General features: G+C 69.9%; 17 protein-coding genes. 15 read left to right on the forward strand and 2 right to left on the reverse strand.

Going from position 1 to position 26,141, the window contains the following annotated elements:
- Positions 1-32: 32 nt before the first annotated feature.
- The 11 genes from ACWEV3_RS25405 (at position 33) to ACWEV3_RS25455 (ending at position 11,498) form a co-directional block, all read left to right on the forward strand.
- The gene (locus ACWEV3_RS25405; protein WP_452616315.1) at positions 33-1,220 is read left to right on the forward strand and encodes an ATP-binding cassette domain-containing protein; all 1,188 of its coding nucleotides are present in this window, start codon (positions 33-35) and stop codon (positions 1,218-1,220) included.
- Between the two features lie 56 nt (positions 1,221-1,276).
- Positions 1,277-2,008: an MlaE family ABC transporter permease gene (locus ACWEV3_RS25410; protein ID WP_397530415.1), complete on the forward strand. Its 732-nt coding sequence runs from the start codon at positions 1,277-1,279 to the stop codon at positions 2,006-2,008.
- Between the two features lie 209 nt (positions 2,009-2,217).
- Positions 2,218-3,057 (forward strand): MlaE family ABC transporter permease, encoded by an 840-nt coding sequence (locus ACWEV3_RS25415; RefSeq protein WP_132490288.1) that lies wholly within the window; start codon positions 2,218-2,220, stop codon positions 3,055-3,057.
- Positions 3,054-4,403, forward strand: coding sequence for an MCE family protein (locus tag ACWEV3_RS25420; protein ID WP_452616316.1), 1,350 nt, complete (start codon positions 3,054-3,056; stop codon positions 4,401-4,403). Before ACWEV3_RS25415 ends, ACWEV3_RS25420 begins: the two co-directional genes overlap by 4 nt.
- Positions 4,400-5,425 (forward strand): MCE family protein, encoded by a 1,026-nt coding sequence (locus tag ACWEV3_RS25425; RefSeq protein ID WP_452616317.1) that lies wholly within the window; start codon positions 4,400-4,402, stop codon positions 5,423-5,425. The genes ACWEV3_RS25420 and ACWEV3_RS25425 overlap by 4 nt, the downstream gene beginning before the upstream one ends.
- A complete protein-coding gene (locus ACWEV3_RS25430; protein ID WP_452616318.1) occupies positions 5,422-6,402 on the forward strand; it encodes an MCE family protein in 981 nt (326 codons plus the stop codon). The genes ACWEV3_RS25425 and ACWEV3_RS25430 overlap by 4 nt, the downstream gene beginning before the upstream one ends.
- Positions 6,399-7,589, forward strand: a complete 1,191-nt coding sequence (locus ACWEV3_RS25435; RefSeq protein ID WP_452616319.1) for an MCE family protein — start codon at positions 6,399-6,401, stop codon at positions 7,587-7,589. The genes ACWEV3_RS25430 and ACWEV3_RS25435 overlap by 4 nt, the downstream gene beginning before the upstream one ends.
- A gap of 119 nt (positions 7,590-7,708) precedes the next feature.
- Positions 7,709-8,839 carry an MCE family protein gene (locus ACWEV3_RS25440; protein WP_452616320.1) on the forward strand — a complete coding sequence of 377 codons (1,131 nt, stop codon included), beginning with the start codon at positions 7,709-7,711 and terminating at the stop codon, positions 8,837-8,839.
- Complete coding sequence (locus tag ACWEV3_RS25445; protein WP_452616321.1) at positions 8,839-9,942, forward strand: MlaD family protein; 1,104 nt, start codon at positions 8,839-8,841, stop codon at positions 9,940-9,942. Before ACWEV3_RS25440 ends, ACWEV3_RS25445 begins: the two co-directional genes overlap by 1 nt.
- Positions 9,943-9,955: 13 nt before the next feature.
- On the forward strand, positions 9,956-10,483 hold the full coding sequence (locus ACWEV3_RS25450; protein WP_452616322.1) for a hypothetical protein: 528 nt from the start codon (positions 9,956-9,958) through the stop codon (positions 10,481-10,483).
- A 37-nt stretch (positions 10,484-10,520) separates the two neighbouring features.
- Positions 10,521-11,498 (forward strand): hypothetical protein, encoded by a 978-nt coding sequence (locus ACWEV3_RS25455; RefSeq protein WP_452616323.1) that lies wholly within the window; start codon positions 10,521-10,523, stop codon positions 11,496-11,498.
- Between the two features lie 147 nt (positions 11,499-11,645).
- Here ACWEV3_RS25455 and ACWEV3_RS25460 read toward each other — a convergent pair whose 3' ends face one another.
- Positions 11,646-11,816 carry a hypothetical protein gene (locus tag ACWEV3_RS25460; protein WP_452616324.1) on the reverse strand — a complete coding sequence of 57 codons (171 nt, stop codon included), beginning with the start codon at positions 11,814-11,816 and terminating at the stop codon, positions 11,646-11,648.
- 54 nt (positions 11,817-11,870) lie between these two features.
- Between ACWEV3_RS25460 and ACWEV3_RS25465 the strand changes: the two genes are divergently transcribed.
- A complete protein-coding gene (locus ACWEV3_RS25465; RefSeq protein ID WP_452616325.1) occupies positions 11,871-12,185 on the forward strand; it encodes a YciI family protein in 315 nt (104 codons plus the stop codon).
- On the forward strand, positions 12,182-14,167 hold the full coding sequence (locus ACWEV3_RS25470; protein WP_452616326.1) for a sigma-70 family RNA polymerase sigma factor: 1,986 nt from the start codon (positions 12,182-12,184) through the stop codon (positions 14,165-14,167). The genes ACWEV3_RS25465 and ACWEV3_RS25470 overlap by 4 nt, the downstream gene beginning before the upstream one ends.
- A gap of 198 nt (positions 14,168-14,365) precedes the next feature.
- On the opposite strand, the gene ACWEV3_RS25475 is transcribed toward ACWEV3_RS25470, so the two are convergent.
- Complete coding sequence (locus tag ACWEV3_RS25475) at positions 14,366-17,506, reverse strand: CHAT domain-containing protein (protein WP_452616327.1); 3,141 nt, start codon at positions 17,504-17,506, stop codon at positions 14,366-14,368.
- Positions 17,507-18,567: 1,061 nt separating this feature from the next.
- Between ACWEV3_RS25475 and rpoB the strand changes: the two genes are divergently transcribed.
- Entirely contained in the window at positions 18,568-22,062 is a 3,495-nt protein-coding gene (gene rpoB / locus ACWEV3_RS25480; RefSeq protein ID WP_452616328.1) for a DNA-directed RNA polymerase subunit beta, read from the forward strand.
- Between the two features lie 111 nt (positions 22,063-22,173).
- A complete protein-coding gene (locus tag ACWEV3_RS25485; protein WP_452616329.1) occupies positions 22,174-26,085 on the forward strand; it encodes a DNA-directed RNA polymerase subunit beta' in 3,912 nt (1,303 codons plus the stop codon).
- The last annotated feature ends 56 nt before the right edge of the window (positions 26,086-26,141 follow it).

Genomic DNA, 26,141 nt, shown 5'->3' on the forward strand with positions numbered 1-26,141 from the left:
ATGCGGTTAATTCGAGGAACGCGGAGGTGCGGATGGGCGTCGAGGTGGTTGTCGACGGACTGTCGAAGTCCTTCGGCGCGCAGACCATCTGGCGGGACGTCAGTCTGACGCTTCCTCCCGGCGAGATCAGCGTGCTGCTCGGGCCTTCCGGGACCGGAAAGTCGGTGTTCCTGAAGTCCCTGGTCGGCTTGTTGAAGCCGGAGCAGGGCAAGGTGGTCATCAACGGCACGGACATCTGCACGTGCTCGGAGCGCGAGCTCTACGAGATCCGGAAGATGTTCGGCGTGCTGTTCCAGGACGGTGCGCTGTTCGGGTCGATGAACCTCTACGACAACATCGCGTTCCCGCTCCGCGAGCACACCCGCAAGGGCGAGTCCGAGATCCGCGACCTGGTGCTCGAGAAGATGGAGATGGTCGGTCTCCTCGGCGCGGAGGAAAAGCTGCCCGGCGAGATCTCCGGCGGTATGCGCAAGCGCGCCGGGCTGGCCCGCGCGCTGGTGCTGGACCCCGAGATCATCCTGGTCGACGAGCCCGACTCCGGGCTGGACCCCGTCCGCACCGTGCTGCTGAACCAGCTGATCGTCGACCTGAACGCGCAGATCGACGCCACGATCCTGATCGTCACGCACGACATCAACACCGCCCGGACGGTGCCGGACAACATCGGCATGCTCTACCGCCGGAACCTGGTGATGTTCGGGCCGCGCGAGGTGCTGCTGACCTCGGCCGAGCCGGTGGTGGTGCAGTTCCTCAACGGGCGTGCCGACGGGCCGATCGGCATGAGCGAGGAGAAGGACATCGGGCCGTCCGAGCTGGCGCGGCTGAGCGAGCTCGCCGTGCCGCCGATGATGGCGCAGCTGGAGGTCTCGCCGGGGATGCCGGAGCGGACCGCGGTGCGCCGCCGCAAGGACCGGGTGCTGCGCCAGCTGCGGACGCTGAACCCGTCGGCGCAGCAGGAGATCCTCAAGACGCTGACCCCGGACGAGCTGGCGCTCTACGGTTTTTCCACGCCCGCGACCGGCGCGTGGCCGCAGCAGACCGAGCCGGTGCAGTCGGCGGCCCCGGACCGGCTCCCGCCGGCGGCGGTCGCCGACGTGCCGCCGCAGCAGGCGCGCCCGACGCCCCACCCCCGGCAGCCGGAGGCGACGCCGTGGGATGGGGAGGAGCCGGTCGAGTCGTCGCGGCGCCGCTGGTTCGGCCGCAAGCGGGGTGAGTCGTGAGTTCGCCGTCCCAGGCGCGGTTCCCGGGTGCGGGCGGGCTTCGGGAGACCGGCCGCATGTTCGCGCTGGCGCTCGACGTGGTGCGGGCGATGCCCAGCCGCCCGTTCCAGATCCGTGAGTTCATCCAGCAGTGCTGGTTCATCGCCAGCGTGACGATCCTGCCGACCGCGCTGGTGTCGATCCCGTTCGGCGCGGTGATCGCGCTCCAGCTCGGCTCGCTGACCAGGCAGATCGGCGCCCAGTCGTTCACCGGCGCGGCGAGCGTGCTGGCGATCATCCAGCAGGCCAGCCCGATCGTGACCGCGCTGCTGATCGCGGGGGCCGGCGGTTCGGCGATCTGCGCGGACCTCGGCTCCCGGAAGATCCGCGACGAGATCGACGCGATGGAGGTCCTGGGGATCTCGCCGATCCAGCGGCTGGTGGTGCCGCGGGTGCTGGCCGCGATGCTGGTGGCGCTGCTGCTCAACGGCATGGTCAGCGTCGTCGGCGTGCTCGGCGGCTACACGTTCAACGTGATCATGCAGGGCGGCACGCCCGGCGCGTACATGGCGAGCTTCAACGCGCTGGCACAGCTGTCCGACCTGTGGATCGGCGAGCTGAAGGCGGTGATCTTCGGGTTCCTGGCCGGTGTGGTGGCCGCCTACCGCGGCCTGCACCCGCCGCCGGGACCGAAGGGCGTCGGGGACGCGGTGAACCAATCGGTGGTGATCACCTTCCTGCTCCTGTTCGCCGTGAACTTCGTCCTGACGACGCTCTACCTGCAACTGGTCCCGCCAAAGGGAATGTGACATGAGAAGCGTGTTCCCGAACTCGGTTTGCGCAGCGGTGCTGGTAGCGGAACCTCAGACGCCGCCTCGGCTGTGGGATCCCCGACTCATGTATGTCCAATACGCCACGCTGGGGCTGTCCTCGCGAGGGCGCCGTCTGAGAACCCGCGGCGGTGCGAGTTGCGCAGGTGGGCTAAGCGGCTTCGCCGCTTCAAAGAGGTGGAAATGACATGGTGACCATCTCGCAGCGCGCGAAGCGCGCGGCCCGGCGGCCGCTGGTGATGCTGGACGACCTGGGCGACCAGATGTCGTTCTACCTGCGCTCGCTGGCGTGGATTCCGCGGGCGATCGCCCGCTACGCGAAGGAGACGCTGCGGCTGCTGGCCGAGGTCAGCTTCGGCAGCGGCGCCTTGGCGGTGATCGGCGGCACGGTCGGCGTGATGATCGGCCTGACGCTGTTCACCGGCACCGTGGTCGGCCTGCAGGGCTTCGCGGCGCTGGACCAGCTCGGCACCTCGGCGTTCGCCGGCTTCGTCTCCGCGTACTTCAACACCCGGGAGATCGCGCCGCTGGTCGCCGGGCTTGCGCTGTCGGCGACGGTCGGCTCCGGCTTCACCGCGCAGCTGGGCGCGATGCGGATCTCCGACGAGATCGACGCGCTGGAGGTCATGGGCGTGCCGAGCCTGCCGTACCTGGTGACGACCCGCGTGATCGCCGGGTTCATCGCGGTGATCCCGCTGTACGTGCTGGGCCTGCTCACGTCGTACATCGCCGCCCGCGCGGTCACGATCTACATCTACGGCCAGTCCGCGGGCACCTACGACCACTACTTCAACCTGTTCCTGCCGCCCGAGGACGTGTTGTGGTCCTTCGGGAAGGTGCTCGTCTTCAGCGTGGTGGTGATCATGACGCACTGCTACTACGGCTACCGCGCCAGCGGCGGCCCGGCCGGTGTCGGCATCGCGGTGGGTCGCGCGGTGCGGACCGCGATCGTGACCACCGCGCTCCTCGACTTCTTCCTCAGCCTCGCGATCTGGGGCACCACGACGACGGTTCGGATCACGGGATGAGCACGCGAAGCGCGTTGACGACGCTCCGGCGCCGCGCCCTCGGCTTGGCGTTGCTGATGAGCATGGTGCTGTTCATCGGGTTGACCGTGGCGATCTACCAGAAGGCCTTCGCGTCCAGCGTGGACGTCGTGCTGAAGGCGCCGTCGACCGGGAACCAGCTGCTGCCCGAGTCGGACGTGAAGGTGCGCGGCATGGTCGTCGGCCGGGTGGTGAGCGTGACGTCCACAGGGGACGGTGCGGAGCTGCGGCTGGCGCTGGACCCGGAGCGGGCCGAGCAGCTGCCGTCGAACGTGTCGGCGCGGCTGCTGCCGCGGACGCTCTTCGGCGAGCGGTACGTGTCGCTGGAGCTGCCGGCGCAGGCGTCGACCACGACGCTGGCCTCCGGTGACGTGATCGAGCAGGACCGCACCAGCGCGGGCATCGAGCTGGAGCAGGTGCTGTCCGACACGATGCCGGTGCTGCAGGCGGTCCACCCGGACGATCTGGCCGTGACGCTGAACGCGCTGGACCAGGCATTGGCCGGGCGCGGCAGGCCGCTGGGCGAAACGCTGTCGCAGCTGAACACCTACCTGGACGGGCTCAACCCGTCGGTGCCGGACCTCAAGGAGAACCTGCAGGAGCTGGTCGGCGTCGCGCAGACCTACGAGCAGGCCGCGCCGGACGTGCTGGAGGCGCTGGACAACTTCAGCGCCACCGCCCGGACCCTGGTGGCGCAGCGGGAGAACCTGACCGCGCTCACCTCGCAGCTGACCACCAGCTCCGGTGATCTGACCGGCTTCCTGCGGGACAACCGGCAGAACATCATCCAGCTCGGCGACGCGCAGCGGCCGACGCTGGACGTGCTGGCCAAGTACGCGCCCGAGTACCCGTGCTTCCTGCAGGAGATGGCGGAGTTCGTGCCGCGGATGCGGCAGGTGTTCGGCGAGGGCTCCGCTGAGCCGGGCCTGCACATCACCCTGGAGGTCGTCGCGACCCGCGGCAAGTACCGGCCGAACCAGGACGAGCCGGAGTTCGCCGACAAGCGCGGTCCCCGCTGCTACAACTTCATGCCGTTGCCGGATCCGGTGCCGGAGTACCCGCCGGACGGGCCGTTCAAGGACGGCTCGGTTCCGCCGGCCGCTTCCCGGCCGGCCGACGGCGGCCTGAACCCGCCGTCGATGGGCCAGGGCTACCTGCCCGCCGGCACCTCGCCGCAGTCCGCGACCTGGGTGAACTCCCCGGCCGAGCGGGACATGGTGGCGGTGCTGCTGGCGCCCGCGGTGGGCCGCCCGGCGAGCGAGGTGCCGGACTGGGGCTCGCTGCTGGTCGGGCCCGTGCTTCGCGGAGCGGAGGTGAGCTACCGGTGAACGGCCGCAGCATCGTCGCGCCACTGGTGAAGTTCCTGATCTTCGTGCTGGTCACCGTGCTGGCCACCGGGTTGCTGGTGCTGACCATCGCCAACCGGGACCTGCGCGCGTCGGAGTCCTACACCGCGCGGTTCACCGACGTCACCAACCTCAACGAGGGCGACGAGGTGCGCATCTCCGGGGTGAAGGTCGGCCAGGTGGAGAACATCGAGGTGGTCGACCGGCGGTTCGCCGAGGTGCGGTTCAACGTGTCGGACCGGCGGCTGCCGGGCTCGGTGACCGCCACCATCAAGTACCGGAACCTGGTGGGCCAGCGGTACATCGCGCTGGAGCAGGGCGCGGGCGATTCCAGCGGAGTCCTGGCCCCGGGCGGCGAGATCCCGCTGGAGCGCACCAAGCCGGCGCTGGACCTGACCGTGCTGCTGGGCGGGTTCAAGCCGCTGTTCCAGGCGCTCTCCCCGGAGGACGTGAACAAGCTGTCCTACGAGATCATCCAGGTGTTGCAGGGCGAGGGCGGCACGGTGGAGAGCCTGCTGGCCCACACCGCCTCGCTGACCTCCACGATCGCCTCCCGCGATCAGGTGATCGGGCAGGTCATCGACAACCTCAACGGCGTGCTGGACACCGTCAACGCCCGCGACCAGCAGCTGTCCGAGCTCATCGGCCAGCTGCAGCAGGTGGTGTCCGGGCTGTCCGCCGACCGGGATTCGATCGGCTCCGCGATCACCGCGATGGACGGCCTGACGAACAGCACCGCGGGCTTGCTGACCGAGGCGCGACCGGGGTTGCAGCAGGACATCGCGGGTCTCGGTGAGCTGTCGAAGAACCTCAACGGCCACGAGCAGCTGACCGAGCGGGTGCTGCAGAACATGCCCGGCAAGCTCGAAACGATCGGCCGGACGGCCAGCCACGGCTCCTGGTTCAACTTCTACTCGTGCAAGATGAGCGGCACGGTGGGCGTCGGCGACCTGAACCTGCCGCTGCCGCTGATGCCGGTGACGCAGCCGAGGTGCCAGCGATGACCGCATTCTCCCAGCGCGATCCGCTCAAGATCGGCATCGCCGGCCTCCTGGCGCTGGTGCTGATGTTCCTGCTCGCGCTGAACTTCGAGCGCCTGCCGTTCATCGGCGGCACCACCTACACCGCGCAGTTCACCGAGACCGCGGGGCTGCGGCCGGACAGCGAGGTGCGCATCGCCGGGGTGAAGGTCGGCACCGTCTCGGACGTCGAGATCGAGGACGACCACGTGCTGGTCAGCTTCCGGGTCGGCGACGCGTGGCTGGGCGACCACACCACCGCCGCGATCCGGATCAAGACGCTGCTCGGCCAGAAGTACCTGGCGCTGGACCCGCAGGGCGGTGCGGAACTGTCGCCGTCCGAGCCGATCCCGCTGCAGCGCACCGTGTCGCCCTACGACGTCATCGAGGCCTTCAGCGACCTCTCGACCACTGTGGACAAGATCGACACCGGGCAGCTCGCGGAGAGCTTCCGCACGCTCTCGGACACGTTCAAGGGCACGCCGGACGAGGTCAGCGGCGCGCTGGACGGGTTGTCGCAGCTGTCGCGCACCATCTCCTCGCGCGACGAGCAGCTGGAGCAGCTGCTGAACAACACCTCGCAGGTGTCGAAGACGATCGCCGACCGCAACGCCGACTTCGAGAAGCTGCTGGCCGACGGCAACCTGCTGCTGCAGGAGATCCGGGCGCGGCGGGATTCGATCAGCGGCCTGCTGGACGGCACCCGCGCGTTGTCCCAGCAGCTCAGCGGGCTGGTCGACGACAACAACGCGCAGATCGGCCCGGCTCTGCAGCAGCTGGACCGGGTCACCAAGATGCTGCAGCGCAACCAGGACAACCTGAACCGCAGCCTCGAGATGTTCGCCCCGTTCACCCGGTACTTCTCCAACGTGCTGGGCAACGGCCGCTGGTTCGACACCTACATCTGCGGCCTGCTGCCGCCCGCCGTCGGTCCGATCAACCAGAAGGGCTGCCAGCCATGACCAGCGCACGCCCGTCGCTGACCAGGACGCTGTCGATCGCCGTGGTGGTCGTGCTCGCCGCGACCCTCGGGGTGTGGTGGCTGTTCTACGGCGCCGCCGAGCGGAAGGTCACCGCGTACTTCCACGCCGCCGTGGGCATCTACCCGGGCGGTGACGTGCGGATCCTCGGGGTTCCGGTGGGCACCGTCGACGAGGTCGTGCCGCAGGGCCAGGTGGTGCGCGTCGTGATGAGCGTGGACCGCGACGTGAAGGTGCCCGCCGACGCGGGCGCGGTGGCGGTCGCGCCGAGCGTGGTCAGCGACCGGTACGTGCAGCTCGCCCCCGTCTACCGGGGCGGGCCGGAGCTGGCCGACGGCGCGGTGATCCCGAAGGAGCGCACCGCGACTCCGGTGGAGCTGGACCAGATCTACCGCAGCCTCAACGACATCACGACCGCGCTGGGGCCCGACGGCGCCAACGCCGACGGCGCGCTGACCGACCTGCTCAACACCAGCGCGGCGAACCTCGACGGCAACGGGAAGGCGCTGTCGGAGACCATCCGCAACCTCGGTGAGGTCGGCACCACGTTGTCCGGCAACAGCGATCAGCTGTTCGCCACCGTCGACAACGTGCAGCGGTTCACCACGATGCTGGCCGAGAACGACGACCAGGTGCGCCGGTTCAACACGCAGATGCAGCAGGTCAGCTCGCTGCTGGCCGGCGAGCGCGAGGACATGAGCGCGGCGCTGGCGGAGCTGGCCGTGGCGCTGGGCAAGGTCGAGTCCTTCGTGCGGGACAACCGGGGCCTGGTGAAGTCCAACGTGGACCAGTTGAACGCGGTGGCGAGCGTGCTGGTGGAGCAGAAGGCGGCGCTCAGCGAGTCGCTGAACAACGCGCCGCTGGCGCTGAGCAACCTCAACAACGCCTACAACGGCGCGGCGGGAACGCTGGACGTCCGCGCGAACTTCAACGAGCTGAACCAGCCGCCGGTGGTGGCGGTGTGCAAGATGCTGCAGCAGCACAGCCCGGCGGACCTGCCGAAGGACGTCAGCGACGCGTGCAAGTCGCTGCAGCCGATCCTCGACGGCGTGGTGAAGCTGCCCACCCCGGCGGAAACCCTCAACGCCATCCAGAACGGCAAGCTCCCGCCGCTGCCGCTGCCGCTCTCCGACGCGAGCGGCACCCGAACCGCGGGAGGTACCCGGTGAAGGGACTGTTTCCGACGCAATTTCCATTGAAATCGAACCTTCGATTTCAATGGAAATTGCGGACCCGCTCGGGGCGGGCGCGGTCGGCGTTGCGGCGTGGTCCGAAGGTCGGGGCCGCCGTGCTGGCTCTCGTCGTGCTCGGCGGGTGCGGTTCGCAGGGCGTCTACGACATGCCGCTGCCCGGCGGCGCCGACCTCGGCAGCGACCCCTACGAGGTCAAGGTGCGCTTCGCCGACGTGCTGGACCTGGTGCCCAACGCCGGGGTGCGGGTCAACGACGTGGCGGTCGGCCGGGTGTCGACCATCGGCCTCGCCCCCGACTCCTGGCAGGCCGAGGTGATCGTGCAGGTCAACGGCGACGTCAAGCTGCCGGCCAACGCGACCGCCCGGCTGCGGCAGTCCAGCCTGCTCGGCGAGAAGTACGTCGAGCTCGCCGGCCCGCCGCAGGGGCAGTCCGCCGTCGGCCGCCTCGCCGACGGCGCCCTGATCGGCCTCGACCGCACCGGCCGCAACCCCGAGGTCGAAGAGGTGCTCGGCGCGCTGTCCATGCTGCTCAACGGCGGTGGCGTGGCGCAGCTGCAGAACATCACCAAGGAGCTCAACGCCGCGCTGGAGGGCCGCGAGTCCGACGTCCGCAGCCTGCTGTCCAATTTGGACGAACTGGTCGCCGGGCTGGATGCGCAGCGCGACGACATCACGCGGGCGCTGGACAGCATCAACCGGCTCAGCGCCCGGCTCAACGAGCAGCGCGGGAGCATCGACACCGCGCTGCGCGACCTGGAACCGGGGCTGCGGGTGCTCAACGAGCAGCGCGCCCAGCTGGTCACCATGCTGCAGTCGCTCGACGAGCTCTCCGGCGTCGGCACGGACGTGGTCAACAAGTCCCGCGACGACCTGGTGCACAACCTCAACCAGCTCGCGCCGGCCCTGAACCAGCTGGCCGCGGCGGGTGACAGCCTGCCGAAGTCGCTGGAGGTGCTCGTCTCGTTCCCCTTCCCGGACAACGCGGTCGACGGCATCGGCAACAGCGACTTCACCAACCTCTACGCCAACGTGGACCTGAATCTCACCCACGTGCTGGAGAACCTCGGTCGCAGCCGGCAGCCGCTGATCCCGCTGCCGGACGCCCTGAAGTCCATCCCGCTACCGCTGACGCCGCAGGCGCCGCCGGAGCAGACCGCGCAACCGCCGGCCGAGCCGGAGCGGGAGTCCGGTGGCCTGCTGGGCTCGTTGTTGGGAGGTGGCCGCTGATGCTCACCCGTCGAGTGCGCCTGCAGATCATCGCGTTCGTCGCGATCGCCCTGGTCGGCGTCAGCTACGCCGGAGCCCGCTACGCGGGCCTGGACCGGCTGTTCGGCCCGCGCGGCTACGTGGTGACGCTGCAACTCGCCGACACCGGCGGCGTCTTCAACAACGCCGAGGTCACCTACCGCGGGGTGCCGGTCGGCCGGGTCGGCGACCTGAAGCTGACCGGCACCGGCGTGGAGGTGCCGCTGGACATCGAGTCCAGCGCGCCGCGGATCCCGCGCGACGTGCAGGCGGTGGTGACCAACCGGTCCGCGGTCGGCGAGCAGTACGTCGACCTGCGGCCCAAGAGCGACGACGGTCCGTTCCTGGCGGACGGTTCGGTGATCGCGCAGGAATCCGCGACCACGCCGCTGCCGGTGGAAAGCCTGATGACGAACCTGGACGCGTTCGCGAACTCGGTGCCGGAGGAGTCGCTGCGCACCGTGGTCAGCGAGCTCGGCACGGCGTTCCGCGACAACGGCGGCAACCTGCAGACCATCCTGGACACCAGTCGCGAGTTCACCGCCGCCGCGCAGGAGCACCTGCCGCAGACGGTGCAGCTGCTCCAGGACGGCAAGACGGTCCTGGCCACCCAGAACGAGCAGGGCTCGGCGATCAGGTCGTTCGGCGAAGACCTGCGGCTGCTTTCGGAGTCGGTGAAGAACTCCGACGGCGACCTGCGCGCGGTGATCGAGCGCGCCCCGCCGGCGGCCCGCCAGGTCAGCGCGCTCCTGCAGGAGAACCAGCAGCTCGGACCGCTGCTGGCGAACCTGACGACCACCTCGCGGGTCATGGCCGAACGCGTCGACGGCATCGAGCAGATCATGACGCTGTACCCGGCGATCGTCACCGCCAGCAACACGGTGGTGCCCGGCGACGGCACCGCGCACTTCGGCCTGGTGCTCAACGTGTTCGACCCGCTGCCCTGCACCAAGGGCTACGAGGCGACCGAGCGCCGCGCCGGCGACGACTTCCGCGAGGTGCCGCTGAACCCCAACGCGCACTGCGCGGAGCCCCGGGGCAGTGACACGTCGGTCCGCGGCGCGCAGAATGCACCGGGACAGTAGGGAGGAGGCGGACATGACCACCGGAACCGCTGAGCGGAAGCGCCCGGTCCTGGCCCTGATCACGGGCCTGACGCTGCTTGCGATCGGCGTGGTGGCCAGCTTGTTCTTCGGCGTCGCCTGGGCGCTGGCCGGCAACAGCGACTCGGCCGCCCGCGCGGAGGTGCGGGACGCGGCGCTGCACGACGGGACGAGCGCGATCATCAGCTTCAACAGCCTCGACTACCGGGATGTGGACGGCGGCCTGAAGCGCTGGGAGGACAACTCGACCGGCCCGCTGCGAGACGAGATCCGGCAGGGCCGGCAGAACTACGCGACCCAGATCACCCAGGCCAAGAGCAGCACCACGGCCCGGGTGCTCGACGCCGGGATCGTCGAGCTCGACGAGAACGCGGGCAAGGCCCGGATGATCGCCGTGGTGCAGGTGACGGTCACCATCGAGGGCCAGCAGCCGACCAACAAGCAGGACCGCTACCAGGCCGAGCTCACCCGCGAAGGCGAGACCTGGAAGCTCAGCGGGCTCGGCACCGTGCCGGTCGGCTGAACGGCGACACTCGCAAGCAATTCGAGGAGTGCAGTCAGTGCCAAGCAACCGCCGCAAGACCCCCACCCGCCGTCCCAAGGTGGCGGGCCTGCGCAACCGCGAAACCCTGCTCGGCGACGCCCTCCAGGAGGAGGCCCGGGAAGCCCGGCGCACCGTGGAGGAGCGGCAGGCTGCCAACGGGACCGCGAAGCGGGAGCCGGATGCCGAGACCCCGCGCGGCGGGTCCGCCGAAGCCGCGCCGGAGCGCAGCGACGCCGCACCGGCGGCCGGTTCGGTGCAGCCGACCGTCGAGGTCGGCGAAGCCGATGCGGCGGAGCGCAGCTCCGAGGAGCGCGGCTCGGCGGAGCGCGGCGAAGCCGTTGAGGCGAAGCCGGTCGCGGAGGGCAGCGAAGCGGCTGGTGCGGAGCCAGAGGGTTCCAGCGGCGTAGCCGCGGCCCCGTACGACGCGCAGCAGGCGTGGAGCGGGGCGCAGCCCGGCGTCGCGTCCGGCGCGGCAGCGTCCGGCAAGACGTCGTCGACGGGCCTGGTATGGACGATCTGGATCCTCGCGGTCCTGTTCGTCGGGGTCGCGGTGTTCCTCGGCATCAAGGCGTTCGACGCGCGGTATTCCGGGGCCGGGGCCAACCAGGCGCTGGTCTCGGCCGGGGCCACCAGCGAGGTCAACGGCCAGATCAGCGATGCCGTGGAGAAGGTGTTCTCCTACGACTTCAACGACACGGGCAAGACCGAGGCCGCCGCGCGGGACCTGCTGGTCGGCTCGGCGGTGCAGAAGTACGACGACCTCTTCAAGGTGGTCCGGGAGCAGGCCCCGCAGCAGCAGCTGATCGTCACCACGACGGTGAAGAACAGCGCGGTGACGAGGCTGCAGGGCGACCGCGCCGAGCTCCTGCTGTTCGTCGACCAGCACGCGATGCGCGCCAACACCGGTGAGAGCAACGTCGGCCCGGCCCAGATCTCGGTGAGCGCCGAGAAGCAGGGCGAGAAGTGGAAGATCACCCAGATCACCCTGCGCTGACCGGCGCCGCGAACCCCCAGGGCCGCCGTTTTCGCGCGAAACCGTCATCTCACAGGCGTGGGAACGCCGTTTTCGCGCGAAAACGGCGCACGGCACACCAGAACGATCACGAGGAGCGGCGCCCGGCGCCGCTCCTCGTAGTTCAGGTCAGTCGGCTGCGGTTTCCAGGTCGCGGGTCGCGCGCAGCCAGCCGGTGAACAGCTCGGCGTCGATGTCGGCCGGGGTGCGGAGCTTCACGCTCGCCATCGCCCGTGAGCCGGGCGCGAGGCGGCCGGAGGCGTCGGTGATCTCCTGGCCGCGCCAGAAGCCGAAGGACAAGTGGGCGGAGTAGGCCTTGATGAAGCAGACCGGCGCGCCGTGCGCTACCTGATGATGACCAAGGCTTCCGACTCCGATGCCGTTCCCGACGAGAGCCTGTACGCCGAGATGGGCAAGTTCGTCGAGGAGCTGACCGCGGCCGGGATCCTGCTGGCCACCGGCGGCCTCGAACCCGGCGGCGTCCGGGTGACCTCCGCGGACGGCGAGATCACCGTGACGGACGGACCGTTCGCCGAGGCGAAGGAGTCGGTGGCGGGCTTCGCGCTGGTCGAGGTCCGGTCCAAGGAGGAGGCGATCGAGCTGGCCCGCCGGTTCCGCAAGATCGTCGGTGACGGCGAGAGCGTGGTCCAGCAGGTCTTCGGCCCGTGACGCCCGGCCCGCGCCGCCCCGACCGGGGCGGCGCACCCGCCGTGCGGCGCACCGTCGACGCGATCTGGAAGCTCGAATCGGCCCGGATCATCGCCGGGCTCACGCGGCTGGTGCACGACGTCGGCCTGGCCGAGGAGCTGGCCCAGGACGCGCTCGTGGCCGCGCTGGAGCAATGGCCCGCGGGCATCCCGGACAACCCGGGCGCCTGGCTGATGGCGATCGCCAAGCGCCGCGCCATCGACCACATCCGGCGGTCCCGCCGCCTGGAGGAGAAGCACGAGCAACTGGCGCACGAGCGGGAACAGCAGCAGGACCTCGAACAGGACGACGTGCTGCGGCTGATGTTCATCTCCTGCCACCCGGTGCTGCCGATGCGGGAGCGGGTCGCGCTGACGCTCCGGCTGCTCGGTGGCCTGATGGCCGCGGAGATCGCCCGGGCGTACCTCGTCAGCGAGCCGCAGATCGCCCGGCGGATCGCCGCGGCGAAGCGGACCCTGGCCCAGGAGCAGGTGCCGTTCGACCTCCCGGACGGCCCGGAGCTGGCCGATCGCATCTCGTCGGTGCTCGGCGTCGTCTACCTGATCTTCAACGAGGGGTACTCGGCGACCGCCGGCGACGACCTGCTGCGCCCCGGGCTCTGCCAGGAGGCCCTGCGGCTGGGGCGGTTGCTCGCCGAGCTGGCGCCGCACGAGGCCGAGGTGCACGGGCTGGTCGCGCTGATGGAGATCCAGGAGTCGCGATCGGCCGCGCGCACCGGCCCGTCGGGGGAGCCCGTCCAGCTGCACGAGCAGAACCGGGGGCGCTGGGATCAGCTGCTCATCCGCCGAGGCTTCGCCGCGCTGCTGCGAGCGAGGGAGATCGGCGGCACCCCCGGCCCGTACGTGCTGCAGGCCGCGATCGCCGTGTGCCACGCGCGGGCGCGGACCGCCGAGGACACCGACTGGGCGCAGATCGCGGCGCTCTACGAAGCGTTGTCCCGGCTGTTGCCGACGCCGATCGTGCAGCTCAACAAGGCTGTGGCGGTCGGCATGGCGCGCGGGCCGGAGGCCGGGCTCGCGCTGGTCGATTCGTTGGGCGCCGACCCGGCTCTGCAGAACTACCACCTGCTGCCCAGCGTCCGGGGCGACCTCCTGGCGCGGCTCGGGCGCGGCGGAGAGGCGAAGTTCGAGTTCGAGCGGGCCGCGGCGCTCACCCGGAACAGCGCGGAACGCGCTTTCCTGCTCCGCCGCGCGGAAGAGCTCGCCGGCAGCGGCGATGCCGGCACGACGCTCGGGACGGCGGTCGAGGAATTCCTGGCGCGCGACGAGCTGAACGCCGCGACGATCCGCTCCTACGGGCAGACCCTGCGACGGCTCCGCCTGGCCGTGGGGGATCGGTTACCGCTGGCCGACCTGACCGCCGAGCAAGTGGCGAGGGTGTTCGGGACGGCATGGGGCTCGGCGGCGGCGAAGACCTGGAACCGGCACCGCGCGGCGATCCGGTCGTTCGGCGCCTGGGCGGGCCTGGACGATCTGGCGGCGGACCTGGACCGCCGCGCCGAAACCCGGTCCCCGGCGCTGCCGATCGATCCCGCGCAGCTCGACGAGATCTGGAACCGCCCCGGGATCCCGCTGCGGGAACGCACCTTGTGGCGGCTGCTGCACGAATCCGGGGCCGCGGTGACGGCGGTCCTGTCCCTGAACGTCGAGGACCTGGACCTGGACGACCGCCGCGCCCGGGTGGCCGGCGCCTGGGTGAGCTGGCGATCCGGCACGGCCGCGCTGCTCCCCGAGCTGGTGGCGGGCCGCACCCGGGGCCCGCTGTTCCGGACCGATCGCAGGCCCGGGCCATCTCGGACGCCCCGGGACGGCGACCTGTGCCCGGAGACGGGCCGCAGCCGCCTGTCCTACGAACGAGCCGAGTACCTGTTCAAGCGAGCCACCGCGGCCCTGGACCCGACCGGCGACGGCTACACCCTCCGACGGCTGAGACCCCGCCCCTGAAAGGGAAATCCACCAGTGAGGCGCTGCCCGACGGGCCGTATCAGAGCGGTGCGCGGGCTTGCGTGGGACGTGGCGGTCTGGGGTCGCGGGCCGCCAGAGATGCCGAGCACCGGGTGCCTTCGGGACGAGCCGGGCGGCGCCATTCTGAAACGAGCCGGGACGTTCCCCGGGAGCGCCCCGGTTCCGCCCGGGACGGCGTCACGGTCCGATGTGGACGTGCGCAGCCCAGATGCAGTGCTCCTCGGGATAGCGGGCCCGGAGCTGGCGGGCCGCGTTGTGCAGCGCGTAGGACGAGCGGTCCGTGTCGAACTCCTCGCCGCCGAACACCGCGGCGTAGACGTCGGCGTGCACCTGCACCGCGCTCTCCGGGTCGATCTCCCACAGGGTGCCGATGACGTGCGTGAACCCCGCGAAGCCCAGTGCTCCGGGCAGGGACACCGCCGCTGCGCACGGCGGATCCGCCGCCGTCGCGCACTGGCCGAGGTAGCCGAACTCCGCCTCCTCCAACGGCGCCTGACCCAGTTCGACCACGCCCAGCGGCCGGTGCGGCGATTCGCGGTCCAGCAGCAGCGCCGCCGCCGGCTGCCCCGGGAACTGCGAACTCGGCTCGCACACGTGCAACCACGGGTGTTCCGGCAGCAGCTGCAGCATCTCGGCCGCGCTGGTGCTCTCCACCGACGCGATCTCCGCCGACGGCCAGTACTGCGCCAGGACCTGGTTCTGCGGCGGGAGTTCCCGCCCGACCTGCTCGGCCGATCCGGCCGCCACCAGGGCCCGGCCGCCCGTCGGCACCGGCCGCTGCGTCGCCCGGAGCAGGCAGCCCAGCGTCGGGGTGTACGACGACACCACCCGGTCCAATGTGGACTCACCGGTCCGCGAGGTCGCCGCGTGCACCGGGAGGAACGCCATCGCGCCGAGAGCGCTCCACCACATCCTCGGCCACCGGGCGCCGGGCTCCGGCGTGCGCAGGTAGCCCATCCGCTCCATGACCGGGCGCGCGATCCGGTCCCAGGTCCAGTCGAGGGCCTCGGACAGCGCCTCGTGGTCGTCCTGCTGCGCGGCGGCCAGCAGCTCGCCCGCCCGGTCGGCCGCGGTCTCCGGCGCGGCGTTCGGCAGCGGCACGGTCAGCACTCGCCCGGCGATGAGCACCAGCGCATCCGACCGGTAGCGGCTGAGGTTGATCAGCGCCGCGCAGCCGTCCGGCACCGCGGCCGACAGCTTCTCGATCGGCGTGCGCAGCAGGTGGCCCGGCTGCACCTCGCGGATCTCCGCGAGCAGCTCGTCCCAGGTGTGCGCCAGCCGCATCCGGTCGTCGGACCCGATGAGCACCGGCTCGTCCACCGGCCGGTCCAGCAGCCGCCGCACGCGGACCGCCTCGTCCGCGAGGTCCGGGTGGGTGCGGTGCAGCGCGCCGAGCTCTCCGCCGGTCGGCAGGAAGTCCGCCAGGACTGCGTTCTGCCCGTGCTCCAGCAGCTCCACGGCCCGCTCGGGCGCGCCGCTCTCCAACGCGCACGCCGCGGCATCGGCCGCGATCGACGCCCACCGCTGCTGCGCGGCAGGCGACGCGACGACCCGCTTGCCCCGCGTGACCAGCGGCAGCAGGTCGACCGCGACCTCGTACGACTCCAGCGCCTCCGTCCACCGGTGCGCCTGCGCGCAGATCTGACCGGACAGGCTCGCCGCCCGGAGCCGCTGGTCGGCGGGGGCGTTGGGCTGCTCGGCGGCCTCCATGAGCACCTTGCGCGCCCACCGGTAGTACCGCCGCCGCCCGCTGCGCTGGTAGAGCGTGCGCAGGGCGCGACCGAGGTGGACGGCGATGCCCGCGCGGTTCGGCGCGGTCGCCGGCATCGCGATGAGCGCCTGGTCCAGCAGCTCGATGGCGGCCTCGATGTCCCGCGTCTTGGCGGTCAACCGGAACCGGTGCGCCGAGACGATGCCGAGCTGCGCCCACGCCGCGGGCTGCGACGCGGCGTCGAGCTTCGCGGCTTCGCGCGCGATCTCGGCCGCCCGGTCCAGGTCGGTGGCCTCCCCGTGGTGCTCGAAGCGGCCGATCAACGTGGTGACCAGCGAGTGCAGCATCGCGCCGCGGTCCGCCGCGCTCGCCGCCTCCACCGCGGCCTCGCCCGCGGTGACCGCGGTGTCCAGCACCTTGGCCTCCCCGCCGTGCAGGAAGTGCCTGCGCAGCAAGGTCGCGTAACCGGTGAGGGCGACGGAGCGGCTCTGGTCGTCGGCGGACATCGAGCGCACCGCGGGCGCGATCGGTCGCAGCACGCGGCGCAGCTGGCTCGCCTCGCCGGTGGCGTCGACGTGCTCGACGGTCGCCGCGGCGAGGTGCCAGATCGCCGTGCCCAGCAAGGGATTTCCGCTTTCCAGCATCCCGAGCACGCCGATCAGCTCGCTGATCGCGGAGTTCAGGTCGGTCAGATCGCCGTTGCGCTGGAACCGCAGCCGCAGCGCCTTGGCCAGGTGGCACAGCGCGGCCCGCCGCGGTTCGCCGTCGGCGAGGGCGCCGGCGCCGGACCCGAGGTGCTTGATGCCCTCGTCGAGGTCCTCGGGCGAGCCGCCGCGCTCGAACCGGCGCAGCAGCGCCGCGCCGAGGTTGATCAGCAGCTCGGAGGTGGCCGGGTCGTTGGCCGGCGAGATCCGGGCGGCCTCCCGGAACACGTCGATCGATTCGTCGTCGGACTGCGGCGCGTCGGCCAGCCGGGCGTGCAGCCGCAACGCGTTGGCCAGCCGGATCAGCGCCATCGCGCGGCGCTGGTCGCGGCGCGGCGTCTGCTCGACGGTCTCCCGCGCGACCTGCACGCTCTCCGCCGCCGATGAGGCGCTGTCGGTCTTGCTCGCGAGATCGGTGAGCGCCAGCGCGAGGTTGCACTGGTAGAGGACGCGGTCCTGGTCGCTGCTGTGCGCCGAGTCCCGCGCCGACCGGTAGTAGGAGATCGCGTCTTCCAGGTCGGCCAGCGCGCCGCTGCGCACGTGCGTCAGCTGCGCGGCGCTGCCCAGGTTGTTGAGCACGCCCGCGCGCGCGGGGTCGTTCTCGTGCAGCACTCCGGCGGTGGCCCGGAACACCTCGGTCACCCAGGGCAGCTGCTCGAAGTCCAGGGTGGTGACGATCTTGTTCATCGCCGCGATGGCGTCGGCGTAGCGCTGCTCGGCACTGCGCCGGGGTTCGGGGGCCGTCGCCTCGGGAGGTTGCGGGGCCTGCCGGGGTGGGGGCGTGGCGTCCTCCGGCTCGGCGGCGAACCAGCTCGACGAGCTGGAACCGCCGCGGTCCGGACCCCCTGTCCAACGCTGCAGCCCGCTGAACCGTTCGCTCGCGCGGCTTGCATCGTCTGTCATCGGTCGGTTCTCCTGTGGCCTGCTCACCCGGGGCACCTGGAACAGGTGGGGCGTATCACGCTACCGGCGGACGCCAGCGTCGAATAGCCCGCGTGCATCACCTGAGATCGTGCTGTCGGGCAGTTGTGCCCGAAGGCGCCATTCGTTAAGCGCTCGTGATCGAAAGTACCGGTTCGCGAGCGGGAAATGTCATTACTGCGACCATTGCTACTCACCGTCGGCACGCGCCGGCGGCGGCGACTCCGAGATCGGGCGGCGGCGGTCGTCGGGTCCGGGTGATCGCGTCGGCCGGATCTTTCCCGCCGTGCCGGGCCGTGCGCGGTCCGTGCTCGCCCCATTTTCGTCCACACAGGACGAATTCGGTTGATCGCCCGATCCCGCGCCGTGCGCGCATCGCGACGTTGCGTGCTCGGTGCCACTCCGCGCCTCCTCGGGGTGGGATCGGGAATTCGAAGATCGAATTCCTATGGGAATGGAAATGACTGCAGGTGTCGATGTGAGCACGCGGGGTGAATGTGGCGGGGCGGGTTCGCGGGAATGGCTCCGTTCGGCCGAGTGGTCCCAGGAATAGGGAACGCGATCCCGGATGTTGAGGTGCTCGTCACTCGTGGGGCGATCGCCGGACGGACTGTCAAGGGCCGTTCGGAGGGGTGTCGGGAGTGTCGCCAGGGGGCCCCTGCGGTTGCCTGTAGGTAGCGCTCTGACCAGGCAAGACGACGCCTCGGACGGTCACGAGCGGTGATCGTGTTTTGCGCCACGAGGGTGATCGAAGCGTGATCTCTTGACTGCGGGCTCGCGCGGGTTCACTCTGGTGCTCAACGCGGGGCTGGGCCGCCATCGGTGGGCCCCCTCGACAGCTGGCGTAGTTCCGGCTAGACTGCTACTTTGCGCTGCCCTCTTTCCGTCTGTCCTGCACTGGACCGTAGGATCGTGGGCGCCATTGCACCCTTGACAGCTGTGTTAGCGAACTGTGCCAGCGGGTACGGACCCCCGTCGGTCACTTCGCCGGGCACTTTCGCTGATGCGGCTGTAGCCAGTTCAGAGTCCCGGAAGGACGCATCTTGGCAGTCTCCCGCGCGACCAAGGTCTCTGCAGCTTCCAACTACACGTCGGGGATCCCTGGGGCACCCAAGCGGGTCTCGTTCGCGAACATTCGCGAACCGTTGAACGTGCCGAACCTGCTCGACCTGCAGATCCAGTCCTTCGAATGGCTTGTCGGTAACGAGGCCTGGTTCCAGCGCCGGGTCGACGCCGGCGAGGAGAATCCGGTTGGCGGTCTTGAGGAGGTCCTCAGCGAGATCTCCCCGATCGAGGACTTCTCCGGATCGATGTCGCTGTCCTTCTCCGACCCACGCTTCGACGAGGTCAAGGCCTCCGTCGAGGAGTGCAAGGACAAGGACATGACGTACGCGGCCCCGCTGTTCGTCACCGCGGAGTTCACCAACCACACCACCGGCGAGATCAAGAGCCAGACGGTGTTCATGGGTGACTTCCCGATGATGTCGAACAAGGGCACCTTCATCATCAACGGCACCGAGCGGGTGGTCGTCACCCAGCTGGTCCGTTCCCCCGGTGTCTACTTCGACACGTCGGTCGACAAGACCACCGACAAGGACGTCTTCAGCGTCAAGGTCATCCCCAGCCGCGGTGCGTGGCTGGAGTTCGACGTCGACAAGCGCGACACCGTCGGCGTCCGCATCGACCGCAAGCGCCGGCAGCCGGTCACCGTGCTGCTGAAGGCGCTGGGCTGGACGGCCGAGGCGATCCGCGAGCGGTTCGGCTTCTCCGAGACGTTGATGACGACCCTGGAGAAAGACCACACCGCTGGCACGGACGAAGCTCTGCTGGACATCTACCGCAAGCTGCGGCCGGGCGAACCGCCGACCAAGGAGAGCGCGCAGACGCTCCTGGAGAACCTGTTCTTCAAGGAGAAGCGCTACGACCTCGGTCGGGTCGGCCGCTACAAGGTCAACAAGAAGCTCGGCCTGGGCCACCCGTACGAGGCCGGCGTGCTGACCGAGGAAGACATCGTCACCACGATCGAGTACCTGGTCCGGCTGCACGCCGCCGAGACCGAGATGCCCGCCCGCGGTGAGGGCGAAGGCGCGACCGTGCCCGTCGAGGTCGACGACATCGACCACTTCGGCAACCGCCGCCTGCGCACGGTGGGCGAGCTGATCCAGAACCAGGTCCGGGTCGGCCTGTCCCGCATGGAGCGCGTCGTCCGGGAGCGGATGACCACCCAGGACGTCGAGGCGATCACCCCGCAGACCCTGATCAACATCCGCCCGATCACGGCGGCGATCCGGGAGTTCTTCGGCACCTCGCAGCTCTCGCAGTTCATGGACCAGACCAACCCGCTCGCGGGCCTGACGCACAAGCGGCGTCTGAACGCGCTCGGCCCGGGTGGTCTGTCCCGGGAGCGCGCGGGCATGGAGGTCCGCGACGTGCACCCGTCGCACTACGGCCGCATGTGCCCGATCGAGACGCCGGAAGGCCCGAACATCGGTCTGATCGGCTCGCTCGCGACGTTCGCGCGGGTCAACCCGTTCGGCTTCATCGAGACGCCGTACCGCAAGGTCGTCGACGGCCGGGTCACCGACCAGATCGACTACCTGACCGCCGACGAAGAGGACCGCTACGTCAAGGCGCAGGCCAACGCGCCGATCGACGACGACGGCAACTTCATCGACGAGCGCGTGCTGGGTCGACGCAAGGGCGGCGAGGTCGAGCTGCTCGCGCCGACCGAGATCGACTACATGGACGTCTCGCCGCGGCAGATGGTCTCCGCCGCGACCGCGATGATCCCGTTCCTCGAGCACGACGACGCCAACCGCGCCCTGATGGGTGCGAACATGCAGCGCCAGGCGGTGCCGCTGCTGCGCAGCGAGTCGCCGCTGGTCGGCACGGGCATGGAGCTGCGCGCCGCGGTCGACGCCGGTGACGTGATCACCGCCGACAAGGCCGGTGTGGTCGAGGAGCTGTGCGCCGACTACGTGACGGTGATGGCCGACGACGGCACCCGCCGCTCGTACCGGATGCAGAAGTTCTCCCGGTCCAACCACGGCACCTGCATCAACCAGAAGCCGATCGTCAACGAGGGCGACCGGGTCGAGGCCGGGCAGGTCATCGCGGACGGGCCGTGCACCCAGAACGGCGAGATGGCGCTGGGCAAGAACCTGCTCGTCGCGATCATGCCGTGGGAAGGCCACAACTACGAAGACGCGATCATCCTGTCCCAGCGCCTGGTGCAGGACGACGTGCTCACCTCGATCCACATCGAGGAGCACGAGGTCGATGCCCGCGACACCAAGCTCGGTGCCGAGGAGATCACCCGGGACATCCCGAACGTCTCCGACGACGTGCTGGCCGACCTCGACGAGCGCGGCATCATCCGCATCGGTGCCGAGGTGCAGGGCGGCGACATCCTGGTCGGCAAGGTCACGCCGAAGGGCGAGACCGAGCTGACCCCGGAGGAGCGGCTGCTGCGCGCGATCTTCGGCGAGAAGGCCCGCGAGGTCCGCGACACCTCGCTGAAGGTGCCGCACGGCGAGACCGGCAAGGTCATCGGCGTCCGCGTGTTCAACCGCGAGGACGACGACGAGCTGCCCCCGGGCGTCAACCAGCTGGTGCGGGTCTACGTCGCGCAGAAGCGCAAGATCCAGGACGGCGACAAGCTCGCCGGCCGCCACGGCAACAAGGGCGTCATCGGCAAGATCCTGCCGGCCGAGGACATGCCGTTCCTCTCCGACGGCACCCCGGTGGACATCATCCTGAACACCCACGGTGTGCCGCGACGGATGAACATCGGCCAGGTGCTGGAGACGCACCTCGGCTGGATCGCCTCCCAGGGCTGGACGATCGACGGCGACTCCGAGTGGGCCCAGCGCCTGCCGGAGGACCTCTACGACGTCGAGCCGGGCACCAACACCGCCAGCCCCGTCTTCGACGGTGCGCGGGAGGAGGAGATCACCGGCCTGCTGGCCTCCACCAAGCCGAACCGCGACGGTGAGCGCATGGTGGGCGGCGACGGCAAGGCACAGCTGTTCGACGGCCGCAGCGGGGAGCCGTACCCGTACCCGATCGCAGTCGGGTACATGTACATCCTCAAGCTGTCGCACCTGGTGGACGACAAGATCCACGCCCGGTCGACCGGCCCGTACTCGATGATCACCCAGCAGCCGCTGGGCGGTAAGGCGCAGTTCGGTGGTCAGCGCTTCGGTGAGATGGAGTGCTGGGCCATGCAGGCCTACGGCGCCGCGTACACGCTGCAGGAGCTGTTGACGATCAAGTCTGACGACGTGGTCGGCCGCGTCAAGGTCTACGAGGCGATCGTCAAGGGCGAGAACATCCCCGAGCCGGGCATCCCGGAGTCCTTCAAGGTGTTGCTGAAGGAGCTCCAGTCGCTGTGCCTGAACGTCGAGGTGCTCTCCAGCGACGGTGCGGCCATCGAGATGCGCGACAGCGAGGACGAGGACCTGGAGCGTGCCGCGGCCAACCTCGGCATCAACCTGTCCCGCAACGAGTCGGCCTCGGTCGACGACCTCGCGCACTGAACCTCGCCGCCGGTCCGCGGGAGCTGATCTCGCGGACCGGCGTCCGACCCAACCTGGCACCGCTGCCGGAGCTACCCGGCAGAACCTTTCGATCAAGGGAGAAGACCCGACGTGCTTGACGTCAACTTCTTCGATGAACTCCGCATCGGCCTCGCCACGGCCGACGACATCCGCCAGTGGTCGTACGGCGAGGTCAAGAAGCCCGAGACCATCAACTACCGCACCCTGAAGCCGGAGAAGGACGGGCTCTTCTGCGAGAAGATCTTCGGCCCGACCCGGGACTGGGAGTGCTACTGCGGTAAGTACAAGCGGGTCCGGTTCAAGGGCATCATCTGCGAGCGCTGCGGCGTCGAGGTCACCCGCGCCAAGGTTCGTCGCGAGCGGATGGGCCACATCGAGCTGGCCGCCGCCGTCACGCACATCTGGTACTTCAAGGGCGTCCCGTCCCGGCTGGGCTACCTGCTCGACCTGGCCCCCAAGGACCTCGAGAAGATCATCTACTTCGCCGCGTACGTGATCACCTCGGTGAACACCGAGATGCGGCACAACGACCTGTCGACGCTGGAGAGCGAGATCAGCGTCGAGCGCAAGCGCGTCGCCGACCAGCGCGACTCCGACCTGGAGGCCCGGGCCCAGAAGCTCGAGGCCGACCTGGCCGCGCTCGAGGCCGAGGGCGCCAAGAGCGACCAGCGCCGCAAGGTCAAGGAAGGCGCCGAGCGCGAGATGAAGCAGCTGCGCGACCGCGCGCAGCGCGAGATCGACAAGCTCGACGAGATCTGGGAGACCTTCACCAAGCTGGAGCCCCGCCAGCTGATCGCCGACGAGATCCTGTACCGCGAGCTCTACGACCGGTACGGCGAGTACTTCACCGGCGGCATGGGCGCCGAGGCGATCCAGTCGCTGCTGGGGACCTTCGACATCGGCGCCGAGGCCGAGCTGCTGCGCGAGACCATCCGCAGCGGCAAGGGCCAGAAGAAGCTCCGCGCCCTCAAGCGCCTGAAGGTCGTGGCGGCCTTCCAGGCCACCGGCAACGACCCGAGCGGCATGGTGCTCAACTGCGTGCCGGTCATCCCGCCGGACCTGCGTCCGATGGTGCAGCTGGACGGTGGCCGCTTCGCGACCTCCGACCTCAACGACCTGTACCGCCGGGTGATCAACCGCAACAACCGCCTCAAGCGACTGATCGACCTCGGGGCTCCCGAGATCATCGTCAACAACGAGAAGCGGATGCTGCAGGAGTCCGTGGACGCGCTGTTCGACAACGGCCGTCGCGGGCGTCCGGTCACCGGCCCGGGCAACCGGCCGCTGAAGTCGCTGTCCGACCTGCTCAAGGGCAAGCAGGGCCGGTTCCGCCAGAACCTGCTCGGCAAGCGCGTCGACTACTCGGGCCGTTCGGTCATCGTGGTCGGCCCGCAGCTGAAGCTGCACCAGTGCGGTCTGCCGAAGGAAATGGCGGTCGAGCTGTTCAAGCCGTTCGTCATGAAGCGGCTGGTCGACCTCAACCACGCGCAGAACATCAAGTCCGCGAAGCGGATGGTGGAGCGCCAGCGCCCGCAGGTGTGGGACGTGCTGGAAGAGGTCATCGCCGAGCACCCGGTGCTGCTCAACCGTGCTCCCACGCTGCACCGCCTCGGCATCCAGGCCTTCGAGCCGCAGCTGGTGGAAGGCAAGGCCATCCAGCTGCACCCGCTGGTCTGCGAGGCGTTCAACGCGGACTTCGACGGTGACCAGATGGCGGTGCACCTGCCGCTGTCGGCCGAGGCCCAGGCCGAGGCCCGGATCCTGATGCTGTCCAGCAACAACATCCTGTCGCCGGCCTCCGGCCGGCCGCTGGCGATGCCGCGTCTGGACATGGTCACCGGCCTGTACCACCTGACCCGTCAGGTGGACGGCGCCAAGGGCGAGGGCCTGGCGTTCTCCTCGGTCGGCGAGGCCATCATGGCCTTCGACCGCGGCGCGCTGGACCTGCAGGCCAAGATCAAGATCCGGCTGCGCGACGTGGTGCCGAACAAGGCGCAGCTGCCGGAGGGCTGGGAGCCCGGTCAGCCGTGGCTGGCCGAGACCACCCTCGGCCGCGTGTGGTTCAACGAGCTGCTGCCCGAGGACTACCCGTTCGTCGACGACCTGCTGCCGAAGAAGAAGCAGGCCGCGATCGTCAACGACCTGGCCGAGCGGTACCCGATGGTCACCGTGGCGCAGACCCTGGACAAGCTCAAGGACGCCGGCTTCCACTGGGCGACCCGTTCGGGCGTGACCGTGTCGATCACCGACGTGGTCGTGCCGCCGAACAAGACCGAGATCCTGGACTCCTACGAGGCCAAGGCCGACCAGGTCGAGAAGCGGTACCGCCGCGGGGCGCTGTCCTACCAGGAGCGCAACGCCGAGCTGGTCAAGGTCTGGACGGCCGCCAAGGACGAGGTCGCCGAGGCCATGGAGGCGAACTTCCCCGAGGACAACTCGATCAGCGTGATCGTGAAGTCCGGGGCCGCCGGTAACATGACCCAGGTCGTCCAGCTGGCCGGTATGCGTGGTCTGGTGTCGAACCCGAAGGGTGAGTACATCCCGCGCCCGATCAAGGCGAACTTCCGCGAGGGCCTGTCGGTGCTGGAGTACTTCATCTCCAACCACGGTGCCCGAAAGGGTCTGGCCGACACGGCGCTGCGTACCGCCGACTCGGGTTACCTGACCCGTCGTCTGGTGGACGTCTCGCAGGACGTCATCGTCCGCGAGACCGACTGCAGCACCGAGCGCGGCATCCGGATGCCGATCGCGGAGCTGCTGCCGGACGGCACGCTGCTGCGCGACGCGCACGTGGAGACCAGCATCTACGCCCGCACCACGGCCGAGGACGTCACCGACGCCGACGGCAACATCGTGCTGGCCCGCGGTTCGGACCTGGGTGACCCGGCGATCGAGAAGCTGCTCGCCGCCAAGATCACCACGGTCAAGGTCCGCAGCGTGCTGACCTGCGAGTCCGGCGTCGGCGTCTGCGCGGTCTGCTACGGCCGCTCGATGGCCACCGGCAAGCTGGTGGACGTCGGCGAGGCCGTCGGCATCGTCGCCGCCCAGTCGATCGGTGAGCCGGGTACGCAGCTGACGATGCGTACCTTCCACCAGGGCGGTGTCGCCGGTGACGACATCACCACCGGTCTGCCGCGTGTCCAGGAGCTGTTCGAGGCCCGGGTCCCGAAGGGCAAGGCGCCGATCGCCGACACCTCCGGCCGGATCCGGATGGAGGACAACGACCGCTACTGGAAGATCACCATCATTCCGGACGACGGCGGCGAGGAGATCGTCTACGACAAGCTGTCCAAGCGGCAGCGGCTCGCGGCGATCTCGGTGGACGGCAGCGAGCGGCAGATCGCCGATGGCGACCACATCGAGGTCGGCCAGCAGCTGCTGGAAGGTGCGGTCGACCCGCACGAGGTGCTGCGCGTGATGGGCCCGCGCGAGGCCCAGCTGCACCTGGTGCGCGAGGTGCAGGAGGTGTACCGGTCGCAGGGTGTGGGCATCCACGACAAGCACGTCGAGGTCATCGTCCGCCAGATGCTGCGCCGGGTCATCATCATCGACTCGGGTGCCACCGAGTTCCTGCCCGGTTCGCCGGTCGAGCGCTCGCAGTTCGAGTCGGAGAACCGTCGCGTCGTCGCCGAGGGCGGCGACCCGGCGTCCGGCCGTCCGGTGCTGATGGGTATCACCAAGGCGTCGCTGGCCACGGACTCGTGGCTGTCGGCGGCCTCCTTCCAGGAGACGACCCGCATCCTCACGAACGCCGCGATCGAGGGCGCGAGTGACAAGCTGGTCGGCCTGAAGGAGAACGTGATCATCGGTAAGTTGATCCCGGCCGGTACGGGCATCAACCGGTACCGCAACATCCAGGTGCAGCCGACGGAGGAGGCACGGGCCGCGGCGTACGCGATCCCGTCCTACGACGACAGCTACTACACCCCGGACGTGTTCGGCACCGGTACCGGTGCGGCGGTTCCGCTGGACGACTACGACTTCGGCCGCGACTACCGCTGAAGTAACTAGTTGACCAAAGGGCCCCTGTCCGACTCCTCCGGACAGGGGCCCTTCTC

This window comes from Saccharopolyspora sp. NPDC003752 (assembly GCF_053605825.1).

Bases quoted from the DNA above. Each gene is read 5' to 3' on its own strand.
- ACWEV3_RS25405 (WP_452616315.1), top strand. From the start codon at position 33: ATGGGCGTCGAGGTGGTTGTCGACGGACTGTCGAAGTCCTTCGGCGCG.
- ACWEV3_RS25410 (WP_397530415.1), top strand. From the start codon at position 1,277: ATGTTCGCGCTGGCGCTCGACGTGGTGCGGGCGATGCCCAGCCGCCCG.
- ACWEV3_RS25415 (WP_132490288.1), top strand. From the start codon at position 2,218: ATGGTGACCATCTCGCAGCGCGCGAAGCGCGCGGCCCGGCGGCCGCTG.
- ACWEV3_RS25420 (WP_452616316.1), top strand. From the start codon at position 3,054: ATGAGCACGCGAAGCGCGTTGACGACGCTCCGGCGCCGCGCCCTCGGC.
- ACWEV3_RS25430 (WP_452616318.1), top strand. From the start codon at position 5,422: ATGACCGCATTCTCCCAGCGCGATCCGCTCAAGATCGGCATCGCCGGC.
- ACWEV3_RS25435 (WP_452616319.1), top strand. From the start codon at position 6,399: ATGACCAGCGCACGCCCGTCGCTGACCAGGACGCTGTCGATCGCCGTG.
- ACWEV3_RS25445 (WP_452616321.1), top strand. From the start codon at position 8,839: ATGCTCACCCGTCGAGTGCGCCTGCAGATCATCGCGTTCGTCGCGATC.
- ACWEV3_RS25450 (WP_452616322.1), top strand. From the start codon at position 9,956: ATGACCACCGGAACCGCTGAGCGGAAGCGCCCGGTCCTGGCCCTGATC.
- ACWEV3_RS25465 (WP_452616325.1), top strand. From the start codon at position 11,871: ATGACCAAGGCTTCCGACTCCGATGCCGTTCCCGACGAGAGCCTGTAC.
- ACWEV3_RS25475 (WP_452616327.1), bottom strand. From the start codon at position 17,506: ATGACAGACGATGCAAGCCGCGCGAGCGAACGGTTCAGCGGGCTGCAG.